The 15,256-nt window shown below is 70.2% G+C and carries 11 protein-coding genes and 1 pseudogene; 9 read left to right on the top strand and 3 right to left on the bottom strand.

Annotated features, from left to right (window positions below; translation table 11 throughout):
- Nucleotides 1-183: 183 nt before the first annotated feature.
- The 3 genes from KY572_RS21970 (at nucleotide 184) to KY572_RS21980 (ending at nucleotide 4,024) form a co-directional block, all read left to right on the top strand.
- The gene (locus KY572_RS21970; RefSeq protein WP_224244872.1) at nucleotides 184-702 is read left to right on the top strand and encodes an Hsp20/alpha crystallin family protein; all 519 of its coding nucleotides are present in this window, start codon (nucleotides 184-186) and stop codon (nucleotides 700-702) included.
- A 116-nt stretch (nucleotides 703-818) separates the two neighbouring features.
- Entirely contained in the window at nucleotides 819-2,588 is a 1,770-nt protein-coding gene (locus KY572_RS21975; protein WP_224244873.1) for an RCC1 domain-containing protein, read from the top strand.
- Nucleotides 2,585-4,024: a di-heme oxidoreductase family protein gene (locus KY572_RS21980; RefSeq protein WP_224244874.1), complete on the top strand. Its 1,440-nt coding sequence runs from the start codon at nucleotides 2,585-2,587 to the stop codon at nucleotides 4,022-4,024. The genes KY572_RS21975 and KY572_RS21980 overlap by 4 nt, the downstream gene beginning before the upstream one ends.
- A 12-nt stretch (nucleotides 4,025-4,036) precedes the next feature.
- On the opposite strand, the gene KY572_RS21985 is transcribed toward KY572_RS21980, so the two are convergent.
- Nucleotides 4,037-6,010, bottom strand: coding sequence for a hybrid sensor histidine kinase/response regulator (locus KY572_RS21985; RefSeq protein ID WP_224244875.1), 1,974 nt, complete (start codon nucleotides 6,008-6,010; stop codon nucleotides 4,037-4,039).
- Between the two features lie 412 nt (nucleotides 6,011-6,422).
- Between KY572_RS21985 and KY572_RS47305 the strand changes: the two genes are divergently transcribed.
- Nucleotides 6,423-6,554: a hypothetical protein gene (locus tag KY572_RS47305; RefSeq protein WP_263451880.1), complete on the top strand. Its 132-nt coding sequence runs from the start codon at nucleotides 6,423-6,425 to the stop codon at nucleotides 6,552-6,554.
- 200 nt (nucleotides 6,555-6,754) lie between these two features.
- Here the strand turns inward: KY572_RS47305 and KY572_RS21990 are convergent, their stop codons facing one another.
- Together KY572_RS21990 and KY572_RS21995 are read right to left on the bottom strand one after the other, a co-directional pair.
- Nucleotides 6,755-7,939 (bottom strand): serine hydrolase domain-containing protein, encoded by a 1,185-nt coding sequence (locus tag KY572_RS21990; protein WP_224244876.1) that lies wholly within the window; start codon nucleotides 7,937-7,939, stop codon nucleotides 6,755-6,757.
- 241 nt (nucleotides 7,940-8,180) lie between these two features.
- Nucleotides 8,181-8,600 (bottom strand): annotated as a pseudogene (locus tag KY572_RS21995) (sigma 54-interacting transcriptional regulator); the annotation flags it as partial.
- Nucleotides 8,601-8,904: 304 nt separating this feature from the next.
- Here KY572_RS21995 and KY572_RS22000 point away from each other — a divergent pair.
- The 5 genes from KY572_RS22000 (at nucleotide 8,905) to KY572_RS22020 (ending at nucleotide 15,021) form a co-directional block, all read left to right on the top strand.
- Nucleotides 8,905-10,344: a glutamine synthetase family protein gene (locus tag KY572_RS22000; RefSeq protein ID WP_224244877.1), complete on the top strand. Its 1,440-nt coding sequence runs from the start codon at nucleotides 8,905-8,907 to the stop codon at nucleotides 10,342-10,344.
- A gap of 341 nt (nucleotides 10,345-10,685) precedes the next feature.
- Nucleotides 10,686-11,135 (top strand): Fur family transcriptional regulator, encoded by a 450-nt coding sequence (locus KY572_RS22005; RefSeq protein WP_224245026.1) that lies wholly within the window; start codon nucleotides 10,686-10,688, stop codon nucleotides 11,133-11,135.
- A gap of 87 nt (nucleotides 11,136-11,222) precedes the next feature.
- Entirely contained in the window at nucleotides 11,223-12,509 is a 1,287-nt protein-coding gene (locus KY572_RS22010; protein ID WP_224244878.1) for an energy transducer TonB, read from the top strand.
- Between the two features lie 148 nt (nucleotides 12,510-12,657).
- The gene (locus tag KY572_RS22015; protein WP_224244879.1) at nucleotides 12,658-13,365 is read left to right on the top strand and encodes a hypothetical protein; all 708 of its coding nucleotides are present in this window, start codon (nucleotides 12,658-12,660) and stop codon (nucleotides 13,363-13,365) included.
- Nucleotides 13,366-13,578: 213 nt separating this feature from the next.
- On the top strand, nucleotides 13,579-15,021 hold the full coding sequence (locus KY572_RS22020; RefSeq protein ID WP_224244880.1) for a hypothetical protein: 1,443 nt from the start codon (nucleotides 13,579-13,581) through the stop codon (nucleotides 15,019-15,021).
- Nucleotides 15,022-15,256 lie beyond the last annotated feature (235 nt).

Consider the following 15,256-nt stretch of genomic DNA (forward strand, 5'->3'; position numbering starts at 1 on the left):
GAACACGCGAGGGGTGCCCCGTCCGCTACTCAACTCGAGGGCCTGGCGGCCGTGGGAAACACGCAGCCCGCCGCCCGCCAGCGCGACGCCTTGCGCCGCTCCGATGCTGCTTTACGGTTGGGTGAGACGGCGGCGAGCCCCCGGGACTTCGCCGCCTGGCGAAGCAGAGAAGGAGGAACCGTCATGGCTGATCTACCTGTCCGTCGTGCTGGTAGCAGTGGCAGCGGTCTGCAGAGGACCCGCGAGTGGGATCCCTTCCAGCGGATGCAGGAGCTGATGGGGTGGGATCCGTTGGAGCTGATGAACCAGTGGTTGACCAGTGGAGGACGTGAGAGCTCGCTCGCCTTCGTGCCGGCCTTCGAGGTGAAGGAGACGAAGGACGCCTTCATCTTCAAGGCGGACCTGCCGGGCGTGGAGGAGAAGGACATCGAGGTGACGCTCACGGGCGACCGCATCGTCGTGAGCGGCAAGCGCGAGTCCGAGAAGCGCGAGGAGTCCGACCGCTTCTACACCTACGAGCGCAGCTACGGCACGTTCAGCCGCGCGTTCACCCTGCCCGAGGGAGTGAACCCGGAGGCCGTGAACGCCGACCTGAAGAGCGGCGTGCTGACCCTCACGCTGCCGAAGCGGCCCGAGGTGCAGCCCAAGCGCATCAAGGTGAGCGTGGGCAGCTCGGAGAAGAAGGAGCAGATCAAGGCGTAGCGGCCTGGAGCTGGAAGGACGTGGCTCGGCTGCCGCTCCCGGTGGCCGGGCCACGCAGCCCTGGGGACTCCAGGACCAATTGATAATGACAATCAATTTCGGATATTCCGGCGGCGATGAACTTCCGCCCCTGGATGGTCCTGTCCGCGCTGCTGCTCGTCGCCTGTGAGCCGGCGCCCGTCTCCCCGAAGCACTCCCAGCCGGTCGCCCCGCTGTTCGTGGTGTTCTCGCCTGGGCCCGTCACGGAGCTCCATGAGGAGTCCGTGCAGGTGTCTGGCCGGGTGAGGGCGGGAGGCGGCCTGCGCGAGCTCACCTGGCAGGCCGATGACGGAGCGCCGCGGCCCCTCGCGTTCGAGCTGGATGCGATCGACCAAGCCTTCTCGTTCACGGTGCCCATGGCCGAGGGCGAGCACGTGGTGCGGCTGAGGGCGGTGGATGGCAACGACGGGGTGGGCTCGGCGACGATGCGCATCACCCGCTCGCCCGCGCCGGACACACGGGCTCCGGAGGTGCGGGTGCTCACGCCGACGGAGGGCCAGAGCGTCACCGTGAGGCGCGTGCGCCTGGAGGGCACGGCCACGGATGACCGGCGGCTGGCGTCGCTCACGTGGGAGCTCAACGGCGCGGTGGGACAGGCGGTGGATGTGGCGGCGCTGGGAGCTGGCGGGGCCTTCGCCCTCGAGGTGACGCCTCGCCCCGGCGCCAACGTGGTGGTGCTGCGCGCCACGGATGCGAGCGGCCATACCACCGAGGCGACGGCCTCCTTCCACTTCGGCAGCCGGAGCGGCGGTGGCGGGCTGCACAGCGGCGTGGTGCGAGACGGCGCGCTCTACACGTGGGGCCGCAACAACCGGGGCCAGCTCGGCCTGGGGGCGGCGGTGACGGCGGACCAGAAGCTGCCGCTGCGGGTGCCGGGCTTCGAGGGCGTGGCCGCCATGGCCTTCAACCAGAACAGCTCGCTGGCGCTGAAGGCGGACGGCACGGTGTGGTCCTGGGGAGAGAATGCGCAGGGCCAGCTCGGCCTGGGCGCGCCGCCGGATGGGTCGCAGCCGCGCACGCCGGACCTCACGCCCCGCTGGAGCCCCACGCGCATCGCCGGCCTGAGCGGCGCGGTGGCCATCACCCTGGGCTACCGCCACGCGCTGGTACTGATGGAGGATGGCTCGGTGCGCGCCTTCGGCGACAACAGCACGGGCCAGCTCGGTGACGGCTCCTCGGAGAGCCTGAGGGACTACCCCGTGACGGTGGTGGGGCTGCCAGAGGTGGTGAAGGTGGTCGCCGGCTCCATGCACTCCGTGGCGCTCGGGCGCAATGGCACGGTCTGGGTCTGGGGCCGCAACACGTACGGCAACCTGGGCCAGGGCACCGTGGACAGCGCCTCCCACTCCACGCCGGCGCGGGTGCCCGGGCTGGAGAACGTGGTGGACATCGCCACGGGGCGCGACCACGTGCTGGCGCTGCACGCGGACGGCACGGTGTCCTCATGGGGGCTGGATGCCAGCGGCCAGCTCGGCTTCGGCGAGGTGTTCCCCGACGAGGTGAGCGCCATGCCGGTGAAGGTGAAGGGGCTGACGGACGCGCGCGCCATCTTCGCCAACGGCAACATGAGCTACGCGCAGCGGGCGGATGGCGCGCTCGTCTCCTGGGGGCAGAACTTCAACGGCCAGCTCGGCAATGGCGGCAAGACGGACGTGAACGTGCCGACGCCCTCCGTCCCGCTGCTGTCGGGGCTGCTCACCCTGGCGCCGGGCGCCACGCACGTCATCTCCATCCGGAAGGATGGGGCGCTCTTCGCCTGGGGCTGGAACGCCCGCGGCAGCCTCGGTCGGGATGATCTGCTGGACAACTGGTCCTACCCCGAGCCGATCCAGGTCACGCTGCCGTGAGGCCCGTGCTCCTGCCGCTGCTGGCGCTGCTGCTCGCGCTCGCGGCCTGCCAGTCCGAGGAGGCTCGGCCCCCACCGCCACCGCCGGAGGAGCCTCGGCCTCCAGAGGAGCCTCGCCATGACTTCGTCGAGCCGGGCGAGGAGTCGCCCGGTGGCGCGACGACCGTGCGGGACACGAGCCGTGACGCCTTCACCCACCCGGCGGCCAACCTCACGCTGGAGCGGCGCTCCGAGTTCATCGTCGGCGAGGCCTTCTTCGAGACGGACTGGTTCGCCGCGCCCAACGCCCGGACGGATCGGGACGGGCTGGGGCCGCTCTTCAACGCCCTCTCCTGCCTGGCCTGCCACGAGCGCAACGGACGCGGTGCGGCGCCCGACCCCTCCCAGCCGCCGCTCTCGCTGCTGATGCGGCTGAGCGTGCCGGGCACGGACTCGCGAGGCGCTCCCCTTCCCGAGCCCAGCTACGGAGATCAGCTGCAGCCGCGCGCCGTGGCGAGCGTCCCTCCGGAGGCCCGCGTGGCGGTGCGCAACACCGAGCGGGCGGGCACCTTCGAGGACGGCGAGCCCTACGGGCTTCAGGTGCCCGAGTACGTGCTCTCGGAGCTGGCCCATGGCCCGCTGCATCCGGACACGCGCCTGTCGCCCCGGATGGCGCAGCCGATGTTCGGGCTGGGGCTGCTGGCCGCCGTGCCGGAGTCCACCCTGCTGGAGTGGGCGGATCCGGAGGACGCGGACGGCGACGGCATCTCCGGGCGTCCCAACCGCGTGTGGAACAAGCGGCTCGGACAGACGGTGCTGGGGCGCTTCGGCTGGAAGGCGAACCAGCCGGACCTGGAGCACCAGAACGCGGGCGCCATGGCGGGAGACCTGGGCATCACCTCGCCGCTGGCGCTCGACGAGCCCTGCACGGCCGCCCAGGCCGAGTGTCTCGCCGCGCCCAACGGGGGCACGCCCGAGCTGGATGCGCGCAGGCTCACGGCGCTCACCTTTTATACCCACGTCATCGGAGTGCCCGCGCGCCAGGGCGTGGACGCGGCCGAGACGCTCCGGGGCAAGGATGTCTTCCACCGGGTGGGCTGCGCGAAGTGCCACCGGCCCTCGGTGGTGACGGGCACGCTGGAGGGCTACCCGGAGCTCTCCGGCCAGCGCATCTGGCCATACACGGACCTGCTGCTGCATGACCTGGGCGAGGCGCTGGCGGACGGGCGCGAGGACTTCGCCGCCTCCGGGCGGGAGTGGCGCACGCCTCCGCTGTGGGGGCTCGGGCGGACGCAGGAGGTGAGCGGCCACACGCGCCTGCTGCACGATGGACGGGCGCGCTCGGTGATGGAGGCCATCCTCTGGCACGGCGGCGAGGCCGAGCCCGCGCGCGAGCGGGTCCGGCGCCTCTCGAGCCAGGAGCGGGCCGCCCTGCTCACCTTCCTCGACTCTCTCTGAGGGGCAGCGGGCTCACGCCTGCGCGGGCCTGGCGCTCGCGTGGACGGCGACGCCGGCCCGAGGCAGGAGGACGCGGAAGGTGGCGCCCTGGCCCGGCACGCTGTCCACCGTCACCGCGCCGCCATGGGCCTCGACGATGCGGCGCACCCGGTAGAGCCCCAGCCCCAGGCCTCCGTAGTGGCGGGCCGACACGGCGCGCTCGAAGCGCTGGAAGAGCCCCTCCACGCGCTCGGGGGCAATGCCGATGCCGTGGTCGCGCACCTGCAGCACCGCCGTTTCGGACTGGGACTCGAGCGCCACCTCCACGGGCTTGCCCGGGCCGAACTTCATCGCGTTGGCCAGCAGGTGCTTCACCACCTGCGCCATGCGGACGCGATCCCAGCGCCCCGGCGTGCTCGGCATCGGGCGCAGCACGAGGTGACAGCCGGCGCGGGAGGCCTCCTGCTCCGAGCGGGACACCGCCTCGCGCACCACCACGGCCAGGTCCACGTCCTCCAGTTCCAGCCGCGGCGCCTGGTGGAGCTGGGACACGTCCAGCAGCGTGTCCACGAGGCTGGCGAGCCGCTCCACCTGCCGGTCCGCGGAGCCGAGCGCCTGGGTGATGCTCTCGGGCGACCAGGGCCTGTCCTCGTTCAGCGTCGTCGTCACGCCCTGGAGCCGCAGCCGCAGCGCGGTGAGGGGCGTGCGCAGCTCGTGGGCCGCCACGCTGAGGAACTCGTCGCGCGTGCGGACCGCCTCCTGCGTCTCGCGCAGCAGGCGCAGCCGCTCGGTGACGTCGTCGATGATGCCGGCCATGCGCACCGGCCGTCCCGCGGCGTCGCGCAGGGCGCGGCCCCGGCTCACGCAGGAGCGGTAGCCGCCGTCGGCATGGCGCAGCCGGAAGGAGACATCATAGGGAGCGGCCTGCTCCAGGTGGGACGACAGGGCGTTCACCACCGTGTCGCGGTCCTCCAGGTGCAGCCGCTCCACGAAGGCTTCATAGGTGCCCGGGAAGGCGTCCGGCGCCAGGCCGAGCATCTCCAGCAGGCGCGGGCTGCACCAGAACGAGCGGCGTCGGAGATCCCAGTCCCAGACGCCATCGAAGGACCCGGCGACGATGAGGCGGTAGCGCTCCTCGCTCTCGCTGACGGCGCGCTCGGCCTGGGTGAGCAGACCCACCTGACGCTCGAGCCGCCGCACCATGCCGTGCAGGTGCTCGTCGACGGAGGGGCTCTGGTCCGAGGCGACGGAGACGGAGCCGCCGTGGCGCAGCTCACGCAGGAGCGCGCCGATGATCTCGTCTCCGTCCTGGGAGCGGCGCACGAAGCCGTTGGCGCCCACGTTCTGGGCCATGCGCAGGTCCAGCTCATCCGGCGCACCGATGTGCGTGAGGAGGACGGGCACGTGGGCCAGGCGCGGCTCCTTGCGGAGGGCCAGACACAGCCGGAAGCCATCCATTCCGGGCATCAGCACATCCGCGAGCACCGCGTCCGGCCGCCTCCTGCGAGCCACCTCCAGGGCGGACAGCCCATCGGTGGCCATCACCACGTCGAAGTGGAAGGGCGCGAGCAGCAGCAGGAGCAGCTTGCGGGAGACGGGGTCGTCATCGGCCACGAGGAGGGTCGGGCGGTGCACGCCATCGGGAGTCTGGGCTTCGGGCGGCAGGGTGGCGCGGACGGCGGCCACCAGGGCGCCGAGGGAGAGCGGGTGGCCCAGGAAGACGGCCCGGAGCTTCTGACGGGACAGCCGCTCCTGCTCGGCGGCGGAGGCAATCACGAGCAGGGGTGCGCCCAGGGCCTCCAGCGCACGACGCGGTGCATCCTCGGAGGCCAGGCCCTCCAGGGGCGCGCTCGCCTCGAGCACGATGGCGTCGGGCCGGGGTCCCCACGAGGTGATGGCCGAGACGGAGTCCGCCTCATGGACCTGCCAGCCCTGGCTCTCCAGCGCCAGCGTCTGGAGGGCTCGGACATGGGGCGAGCCCGAAATGAGGAGGATGAGGGGCTTCATCGAGGTGTACGCGCTGGCTGCTCGGGCAAAGTTGGGAAGCCCTCTTCCAGGATGGAAGAGATCGCAGTCTCGGCATCGAGGCCGCACAGTCAAGACGCCATTCCGGCGGATGTTCAAAGTTGCAATTCAAATTGCGCACGGCACCGGAGATTGGAGCGCCACCTCGCCTGGTCCCTGGGCGAAGTCGCGGTGGCGCCCCGGCGGAACGAAGATGGAGGGCTGAACCCACGCATCACCTTCGCTTCTCGCGGTCGCGTGCTCTGGGGAGGTGCCAGGAATGGGATGCGCGTGCTCGCGCTGGGTTGGCTCCTGGCCGGGTGCGGCGAGGACGAGCCTCCCGCGCCACCGGAGCTGAGTCTTCGCGCAGGAGGAGGATCCGAACGCGCCCGAGGAGCTGCCAGGCCTGCTCCTGGTGGTCCCGACTCCGGAGCCGACCCTGGGCAAGGCGGTGCGACTCACCGCGGCCGTGGTGACGGAGGCGCAGGCCCGCGCGACGGACTCACGCTCGGGCACGCTCCAGTGGGGCCCGGACGCCTGTCCCTGAACCCCATCAGGCAGGTCGGCCAATGCCCCCTGTCGGGCCGAACCCGGACCGAACTGGTATGACAAGCAGACCAGTTCGGTCTGGTCGCGCGCGACAGGGCCACCTCTTCAACGACGGTCCACCGGACTATCGGGAGTCGGCGGGGTCCGACGTGGGCTGCCGCTTGCGGCGGGGAGCGACAGCAGGGGCGTAGAGGTTCCTCAACCTGTGCTCTTCACTGGATGCACACAGGCACGCCGCAAGGCGCTGACGAGCGGGCGGAAGCGGTTCAGGAAGTCTCCCGGCCCTGCGTTCCCGTTCGTGATGATGCCCACCGCCAGACCCGTGGCGTGGTCGCCGAAGCCGAGCGTGCAGAACGCACCGGCATGCCCGAAGCAGGAGCTCGTAGCCCATGCTCCGTAGAACGAGGGCCAGGGCGTGCCAACCAGGAACCCACGCCCCGCCGAGAACGGAAGCCGGTTGCTGCGATCGAGGCCGAAGACAGCTCGCGCGGTATAGGCACGCACGGTGCTCTCAGCCAGGAGTCGCTGCCCCCCACGAGCGACGCCTCCGCTGACGAGCAGTTCATAGAGGGCGGCGAGATGCGCGGCATCCGTCCATAAGCTCGCGCCAGGGACGAAGGCCGTCAGCACCTGCGGCGCGTTGTAGACCGTCTCGAGCTGGGCGCTGACGTCCACCTCGTGCACGCGCACGGCGCGGGAGCCTACCCAGTAGCTGCGGGCCACCTGCGATGCCTCCTCGGCTCTTCCCTGGAAGCGCATACCCACCACGCCCGCCGGAGCGAGCAGCTCGCGTTCGCAGAGAGCCGGCAGTGGCTGCCCCGTCACGCGCCGGACGACCTCGGCGAGGATCCATCCGAACTCGTTGGGGTGGTACGCCAGGGTCCCACGTCTGTAGCGAGGAACGGCCCGCACCAGGGCGTCCACCACCGCGTCCCAGTCTCCCCACTTCTCCCAGGACTGGATGAAATCAGGCAGGAGCACACCCCCGCGGTGCGTCAGGACATCGAGCAGGGTGATGGCGTCCTTGCCGTGGGCCGCGAACTCCGGAAAGTACCGCGCCACCGGAGCCGAGAGCTCCACCTGCCCCGCCTCCTCCAGCCGTGCGATGGCGAGCGCCACCAGCGGCTTGCTCGCGGAGAAGACATTGAAGCGCGTCTCGGGCGTGACGACGGCCTCCGCGACCTCCTGCCGGAAGCCTCGTGCGAGCCCCACCGCGAGGTTGGCGACGCAGTGTCCTGCCCGGCGCACCACCAGCTGCCCTCCCGGAAAGGCACCACGGGCCTGCTGCGCGCGGAAGAGTCCGAGCGCGCGCTCGAGCCTCGCTGGATCCATTCCGGCCGACGCGGGAGCCACCACGGGGTCATGAGGGAAAGATTTGTGCATGGCAGGCCTGGTCACCATGGAATCGAAACGTCCATGCTAGTCGCTCGGTCCTCCACCCAGGCGCCGAACAGCCAGCGAACTGGTATGACAAGCAGACCAGTTCGCACAGAAAGCGCCCGGAGCGCGTCGCCCGTGTGCGATGACGGCTCAGTGGGAGGGGGAGCTCAGCTCCGGCGCGGCGCTGTTTCCCCCCGACTGTCTCGTGCCAGGGCGCCGTAGCGCTTCAGCTTCCGGTAGAGCGTGGCGGCGCCGATGCCGAGCTGTCGCCCAGCAACAGCGTCCCTCCGCTGGCCGCCTCGAGCAGCCCGGGCCGGTCGCGCACCGCGCCCGTGAACGCTCCGCGCGCATGGCCGAAGAGCTCGCTCTCCAGCAGCGTCTCCGAGAGCGCCGCGCAGTTGATGGCCAGGAACGGCCCGGACGCCCGCGAGGACTCCTCGTGGATGAGCCGCGCCACCCGCTCCTTGCCGACCCCACTCTCGCCCGTGATGAGCACGGTGGAGTCCACCTGCGCCACCCGCCGCGCCAGCTCGATCACCCGCCGCAGCTCCCGCTCCGCGCGCACCAGCGCCGCGGTGACCTGGCGCAGCGCTCCTTCCAGCCCCTCCTGCCCGAAGAAGGGCAGGTGCGGCTCCAGCGCGGCGCCCCAGGCCTCCCGCGTCCTCGCGTGGAAGTCTCGCCCGGCTGGAGGCGCTCTTCTCCCGCCAGACTCCACGCTCCCCTGCCCGCAGAGCAGGCGAGCCAGCGGCCTCTCCGGGCGCACTCTGTCCACTACCCACCGGGCCCGTGCCCTGGCGCGGGTCAGGTCAGGTCGGATGCAGCCCTACAGTCCAAAAGGGCGAACGTTTATAATAAGTCTCCGCGAGTTTAGCCTTGATTCCGGGCCATGAAGTGCAAATACATGGGCCCTCAGAATTTTGCCCCCCGAGCTGGAACATCCCGGGGTGGCTGCCTGGAGGCACACACACATGGAGACGAAGGGGCTGCGGGACTTCCTCGAGATTCCGTACGACGAGCTGGAGGCGATGAACCTCCGCGTGAAGGAGCAGCGTCTGCGGCGCGAGTCTCCCGACAAGCTGCGCGAGGAGCGCATCAAGTACCTGACCGACGAGAAGCGCATCAAGGCGGTCACCGTGTGCTTCACCGACCTCGAGGGTCGGCTGCACATGCTGGACTACGACAAGAAGTTCCTGCTCAAGAGCTCGGACAACCTCACCTTCGACGGCTCGTCCATCCGCGGCTTCTCGGCGCAGGCCGAGAGTGACCTGCGCCTCAACCTGGACTGGGCGTCCTTCTACTGGCTGCCCTCGGACATCTTCGGCCCCGGCAAGGTGCTGATGTTCAGCGAGGTGCTCGAGCGCGACGGCTCGCCCTACCACTCGGACATGCGCGGCCTGCTCAAGAAGATCACCGAGCAGATGTACCAGAAGGACGGCACGGTGTTCCACGCCGCGCCCGAGATTGAGGGCTTCCTCTTCAAGGGGCGCGACGCCGAGCGCCACTACCACGAGACGGGCACGCTGGAGTTCGTCTCCACCGGCGGCTACTACCACTCGCTGCCGGGTGACGCGCTGCGCGCCTTCATCGACAAGGCCGCCGAGGCCCAGCGCGCCATGGGCTTCCAGAACGAGAAGGACCACCCGGAGGTGGCGCCCAGCCAGTTCGAGATGAACTTCTCGTACAGCGAGGCGCTCATCGCCGCCGATCAGATCCAGCTCTACAAGCTGCTGTGCCGCCAGGTGGCCGCGCAGATGGGCCTGACGGCCAGCTTCCTGCCCAAGCCGGTGACGGGCGTCAACGGCAACGGCATGCATATGAACATGTCGCTGTCCAAGGGCGGCAAGAACCTGTTCTACGACAAGAACGGCCAGGACGGCCTGAGCGCGATGGGCTGGGACTTCATCGACCGCATCCTCAACAACGCCAACGACATCTGCCTGGTGCTCAACTCGAGCGTGAACGCGTACCGCCGGTTGGATCCGCACTACGAGGCGCCCAACCAGATCAAGGCCAGCCCCAACAACCGCGGCGCCATGGTGCGCATCCCCTTCGGCAACGAGCGCAGCGCGCGCGTCGAGTGCCGCTCGGTGGCCCCGGACGCCAACCCGTACATGGTGCTCTACGCCCTGCTGCGCACCGGCCTCGAGGGCCCGCAGCCGCAGGAGGACGCGGAGACCAAGCGCAGCCGCACCCGCTTCCTGCCCGACAACATCTTCGACGCCGTGCGCCTGTTCAAGGGCAGCCAGTTCGTCGCCCAGACGCTGGGTGAGAACGTGCAGGGCAAGTTCGCCGAGCTGAAGCTCGCCTCGGCCGAGCGCTGCCCCAAGCAGCTGGGTACCCGCGTGAAGGCCGCGGAGATCCAGTTCCACCACGAGGTCACCAACCAGTACCTCTGGAACCAGTTCTAGAGCGCTCGAAACCACACCCGAAGTGAACGGGGCCGTCGCCTTCCCGCATGCCGGGCAGGGGCGGCCCCGTTGCTTTGCGTGGCCGCTTCCGGGCCAGCAGGGTCCAAGGGTCAGCCCGCTCACTCCGCCTGGCGCCCACTGGACAGGTAGGATCCGATCGGGTTATCGCACCCTGGGTTCTAATGAAATCGAGCTACATGAGCGCTTCCGTACGAAAGGTCTCCTCGAAGTCCCGAGTCAGGTCGCACCCGGCGGCCCGGAGGAGCACAACCCGGGGGGTCCCGAGCGACTCCCCGGCCAGGCACGTGAAAGTGCCGGGGAGATCCGCTATGCGACTGGCCATGGGTGAAAAGAAGGGCACCGCCCAGCCGAAGCTCGCCGACTTCCAGGAGAAGATTCGCAACGCGGGCCTGCGCAGCACCGCGCCTCGCGTGGCCGTGCTGCGAGAGCTGGAGGCCGCCACCGCGCCGCTGAGCCACGCCGACCTGGTCGAGTCCCTGGGGGACGAGGGCTATGACCGCGTCACCATCTACCGCAACCTGACGGACCTCACCGAGGCCGGGCTCGTGGTGCGCGCCGACCTGGGCGACCACGTGTGGCGCTTCGAGCTGAAGCGGGCCACCAAGGCGCACTCCGGCACCCACCCGCACTTCACGTGCACCGACTGCGGCACGGTCTCCTGCCTGCCCGAGGAGTCCGTCCGCATCACCCCCGCCAAGGGCGCGCCCAAGGCCCTCATCTCCCGCGCGGTCGAGGTCCACCTGCGCGGCCTGTGCGACCGCTGCGACTGAGTGCCGAGGTGGCCGGCGCGGCCACGGCTGTCCACCCGCTGACGGCCCGGAGTTGAGCGCTCCCGCTCTTTCTGGGAGCGTGGAGCCGTGCGGCGCTCACGCCTCAGATGGGCCGGGCTCGTCTCGGTCCTGCTCCACGCGGCCCTGCTGGCCGTGCTCTGGGTGCATGAGCCCGTACCCCCGGAGCAGGCACCGCCGGCCCCGCCTCCGCTCGTGGTGGAGATCCTCTCCGCTCCTCCGGAGGCGTCCCCGGCCCCTGCTCCCACACCGCCGCCACCGCCCTCCGCCCCGGCTCGGCCCGAGCATCCCCGGCCCGCGCCCCGCCCTCCCCCACCCGCAGAGCCGCAGCCCTCCGCGCCCGCTCGCCCCGAGGAGTCCCCGCCTTCCTCGGCACCCGAGCAGACCGCGCAGCAGGCCCCCGCTCCCCCGCCTGCTGCCCAGACGGTTCCTCCTCCCGACGCGCCGCTCGCGGAGCAGCAGCAGCACCCTTCGCTCCTGCCCTCCACGCCCTCGGGAGGCTGGAGCCTGCCGCCGGGGATGGCCGAGGCCCCTCGGGGACGGACCCTCTACCCGGACGACCCCAGCCTCACTCCCGAGGCGCTGGCCGCCGAGGAGCACGCCCGCGTCAGCGCCCGGGTGCAGACGTGGGCCGAGGATGACCTGGCGAAGCTGCGCGTGGAGAACGGGCTGGTGCACCCGTACTTCAGTGGCATTCGCTCCGCGCTGGAGAAGCAGATGGAGAAGCCTCCGCTCTTCACCACGAAGGGCACCACGCAGCGGCTCGCCCAGGCCTACGTGAACCAGGCCCAGCGCTATGGAGCCACCGGCACCACCGCGCCCCCGCGCAAGCCCCAGGGGCCCGAGGGCCGCGAGCCCCCCACCGCCTCCGAGCGGTTCGAGTCCATCTCGCGTGGCAACCCCGCGCATGACTCGATGCGCGCCTTCTTCCAGGCCGGCGAGGCCATGCAGCAGCTCGCCGAGCCCGCGCCGGACCTCGTCATCGTCCTGGAGCTGCAGCAGGCGGCCGATGGCCAGCTGCGCTCGGTGCAGGTGGTGGAGCCCAGCGGCAACCCGGCCTTCGACCAGTACGTGCTGGACTCGGTGCCTCCCTCGCTGGCGAAGCTCACGCCTCCGCCCGCCAACGCCGTGGGCGTGCGCAAGGACGGCATCCGCACCCTCTGGGCCGTGGAGGGCCGCGTCGTCTATATCCGCCACATCAAGGAGCTGGAGGGCCAGGACGCCTGGTACATCGCCTCCGCCGCGGGCCTGGGCGTGCTCTCCGGCCGCTTCGAGGAGACCACCGGCGACATCTACGTCATCGACCTGCGCAACCCGAAGTTCGTCTGCCGCCCGAGGCTGCTGAAGCTCTGGTAGCCCGAGCAGCGCCCGCCTGCCTGGCTGCTCTGCCTGGCTGCTCCCCAGACAGGGAGTGCCCGGTGAGGAATGACTCGGTTGGCACGGACAGGAAGGCTCCCCACCGTTTCCCCCGAAGTTCATTCACTCCGTTCAAGGGGATTCGGGAATGAAGAAGCTCATTGCGGCGCTGGCGCTGTGCCTGGGCACTGCGGCCTTCGCGGAAGACACCAACACCAAGGTCCAGAACCAGCAGGAGGCCCAGCAGGCCAAGAAGCGCGACGCCACCCAGGTGTTCACGCAGCAGCCGGGAGACTCCATCCGCGAGGCGAAGCGGGACGCGGAGGAGGGCGTGGACGCCACCCAGGTGGGCCCCAAGATTGGCAAGGCGGCCAAGGACGTGACGGGCGTCCAGACGGAGGACGAGGGCACCTTCAAGACGGCCCAGGCCTTCTCCATGCGGGGCACGCTGAAGGACAAGACGATGGAGGGCATCACCCTGGAGCGTCAGGGGCTGCCGGCCGCGGACCTCGACATCCGTGACAAGACGGCGGTGTGGCTGGACGGCAAGAAGGTGGACAAGGACGCGCTGCCCGAGGGCGCCCAGGTCCGCGCCAAGTTCCAGCTCGAGGGCCAGGACATCGTCGCGGTGGAGCTGCGCGCCACCAGCCCCAAGGGCACCAAGGCCAACAAGTCCATGAACAAGGACTCGGTCAACGCTCCGGCGACCAACGACGCCACCGGCGGCTCCGGCACGCTGCGCGATGACACGCGCGAGATGGGCAACGACATCAAGAGCGGCGCCAAGGACGTCGGCAACGACGTGAAGGAGGGCGCCAACGAGGCCAGCGACGACATGAACAAGGCGCTGAAGTAGTCGCCCTGATCGCCTCGAGCACTCGGGCCCGCTTCCCTCATGGGGGAGCGGGCCCTGCTGCTTCTGGGTAAAGCCGTTCCCTCCCTGTGACGCCAACCGCCCTTCCCGGGCCCTCCACCCCCGCCTACGGCCCGGTACGGCGATTGCTTCTGATCCTGCCGGTCGAGGAGGCAACAGAGCGTGAGACGGAGACTGTTGGGGGCGTGTGCGGTCGTGACAGTGGCACTGGCGTGGGCCTGTGGAGAGTCCGAGAAGCCGATCCAGCCGTTCGCGGATCCGCCGGAGGAGCCGCAGGTGCCCGAGACGCCGAACCCGGGCAATCCACCGGACCCGGTCAACCCGAATCCCGGCAACCCGCCGGACCCGGTCATCCCGGATCCGGGCAATCCGCCGGACCCGGTCATCCCGGATCCGGGCAACCCGCCGCCGCTGGCCGGGCCGGGCCCCTGGCCCAACGAGCCCATCGTCAACTACACGCAGCGCTACAACCTGGGCCGCGTGCGCTCGGTGGGCGTGGATGACGCGTACAACATCTGGCTGCTGGACGGCGAGCGCATCGGCGTGCTGCGCCCCGGAGACACCCAGCCGCGGTGGGTGAGCAACATCGGCCAGGCGAGGCTGGGCTTCGGGCCCGACAAGCTGGCGCTGGGCTCCACCGTCATCTGCGGCGGCAGCGCGGGCCGGGCCTACGTGGGCTACTCGGCGCCGGACCTGTCGCCGGCGTTCATCTACAGCCCGGACGGGCGCTCGCACCCCAACTACGATGATCCGGACCCCACCCGCTTCGATCCGGTGCGCTACGAGGAGTACCAGAAGGGCGACCTGGACGCGGTGAAGCTCACCGAGGACGGCTCCATCGTGCTCGAGGAGCACCTGCAGAAGTCCGCCCGTCCCAACGGGCCGCAGAACGTCGGCATCCGCAACACGAACGATCACCACTTCGACGAGGACCGCACGGTGCTCAGCTGCACCAAGGTGATGCACGGGCAGCACAAGGGTGAGCTGTACATCGGCACCAACCACGGCGTCACCCGCATCCGGGGGCTGGTGTACAACAGCCACCGCCACCCCATCTGGTACAAGCCCAAGGTGGACGACCAGGGCAACGTCGTCGGCAAGACGCAGATGACGGGCCTGTCCTACGCGCTGGGCATCGGCCTGAACGGCGACGTGCTCATCGGCAACGACTGGAACGTGGGCGTGGTGGCGCCCTCGCCGAACCTGGCCGACTGGGACAAGGTGGACGACAGCCTCAACCTGGAGCGGCTCAGCACCTACGTGCCCCAGGTGAACAGCCAGGAGGAGTTCGACTACTGGCGCGGCTTCCAGCAGACGAAGGACGGCAGCTACTACCTGGGCAGCCGGGACTTCGGCCTGTGGCAGCTGAACATCGTGCGCAAGTCCGATGGGCGCGGCGTGAAGGTGGCGGGGCTGCCCACCGACTCGGTGCTGTCGCTGGCGGCCACGGAGGATGGCTCGCTCTTCATCGGCACGGGCGGCGGCGGCCTGTGGCGCATGGATGCCCAGAAGCAGCTCAGCAAGGTGAACGGCGTGGCGGGCAGCACCGTGAAGGAGCTCCGCTATGATCCGACGGTGAGCCCGGCCATGCTCTACGTCCTCACGGATGCGGGGCTCACGGTGCTGCGCGGCCACTGAGCCTCACGCGAAGCGCGGTAGGACAACGGGGTGAGGGTGCTCAGGCGCCCTCCCCCGTTTTCTTTTGTCTGCCCATGTCGGACGGCCGGTGGGCAGCCCGGGAAGCTGCACGAAGTGTAGGTGCCGGAATTTCCAGGAGCCGCTCGCGTTTTTCCTTCCCGCCAGGTCTCTGGATGCTCGTGGGGCAAGCAGGTCCAAACCCCCACCTTCAACCGCGTGGGACCTGTTCTCTAGA

Origin of the sequence: Hyalangium gracile, from assembly GCF_020103725.1 — a bacterium.
In the GTDB taxonomy this organism is placed as follows: domain Bacteria; phylum Myxococcota; class Myxococcia; order Myxococcales; family Myxococcaceae; genus Hyalangium; species Hyalangium gracile.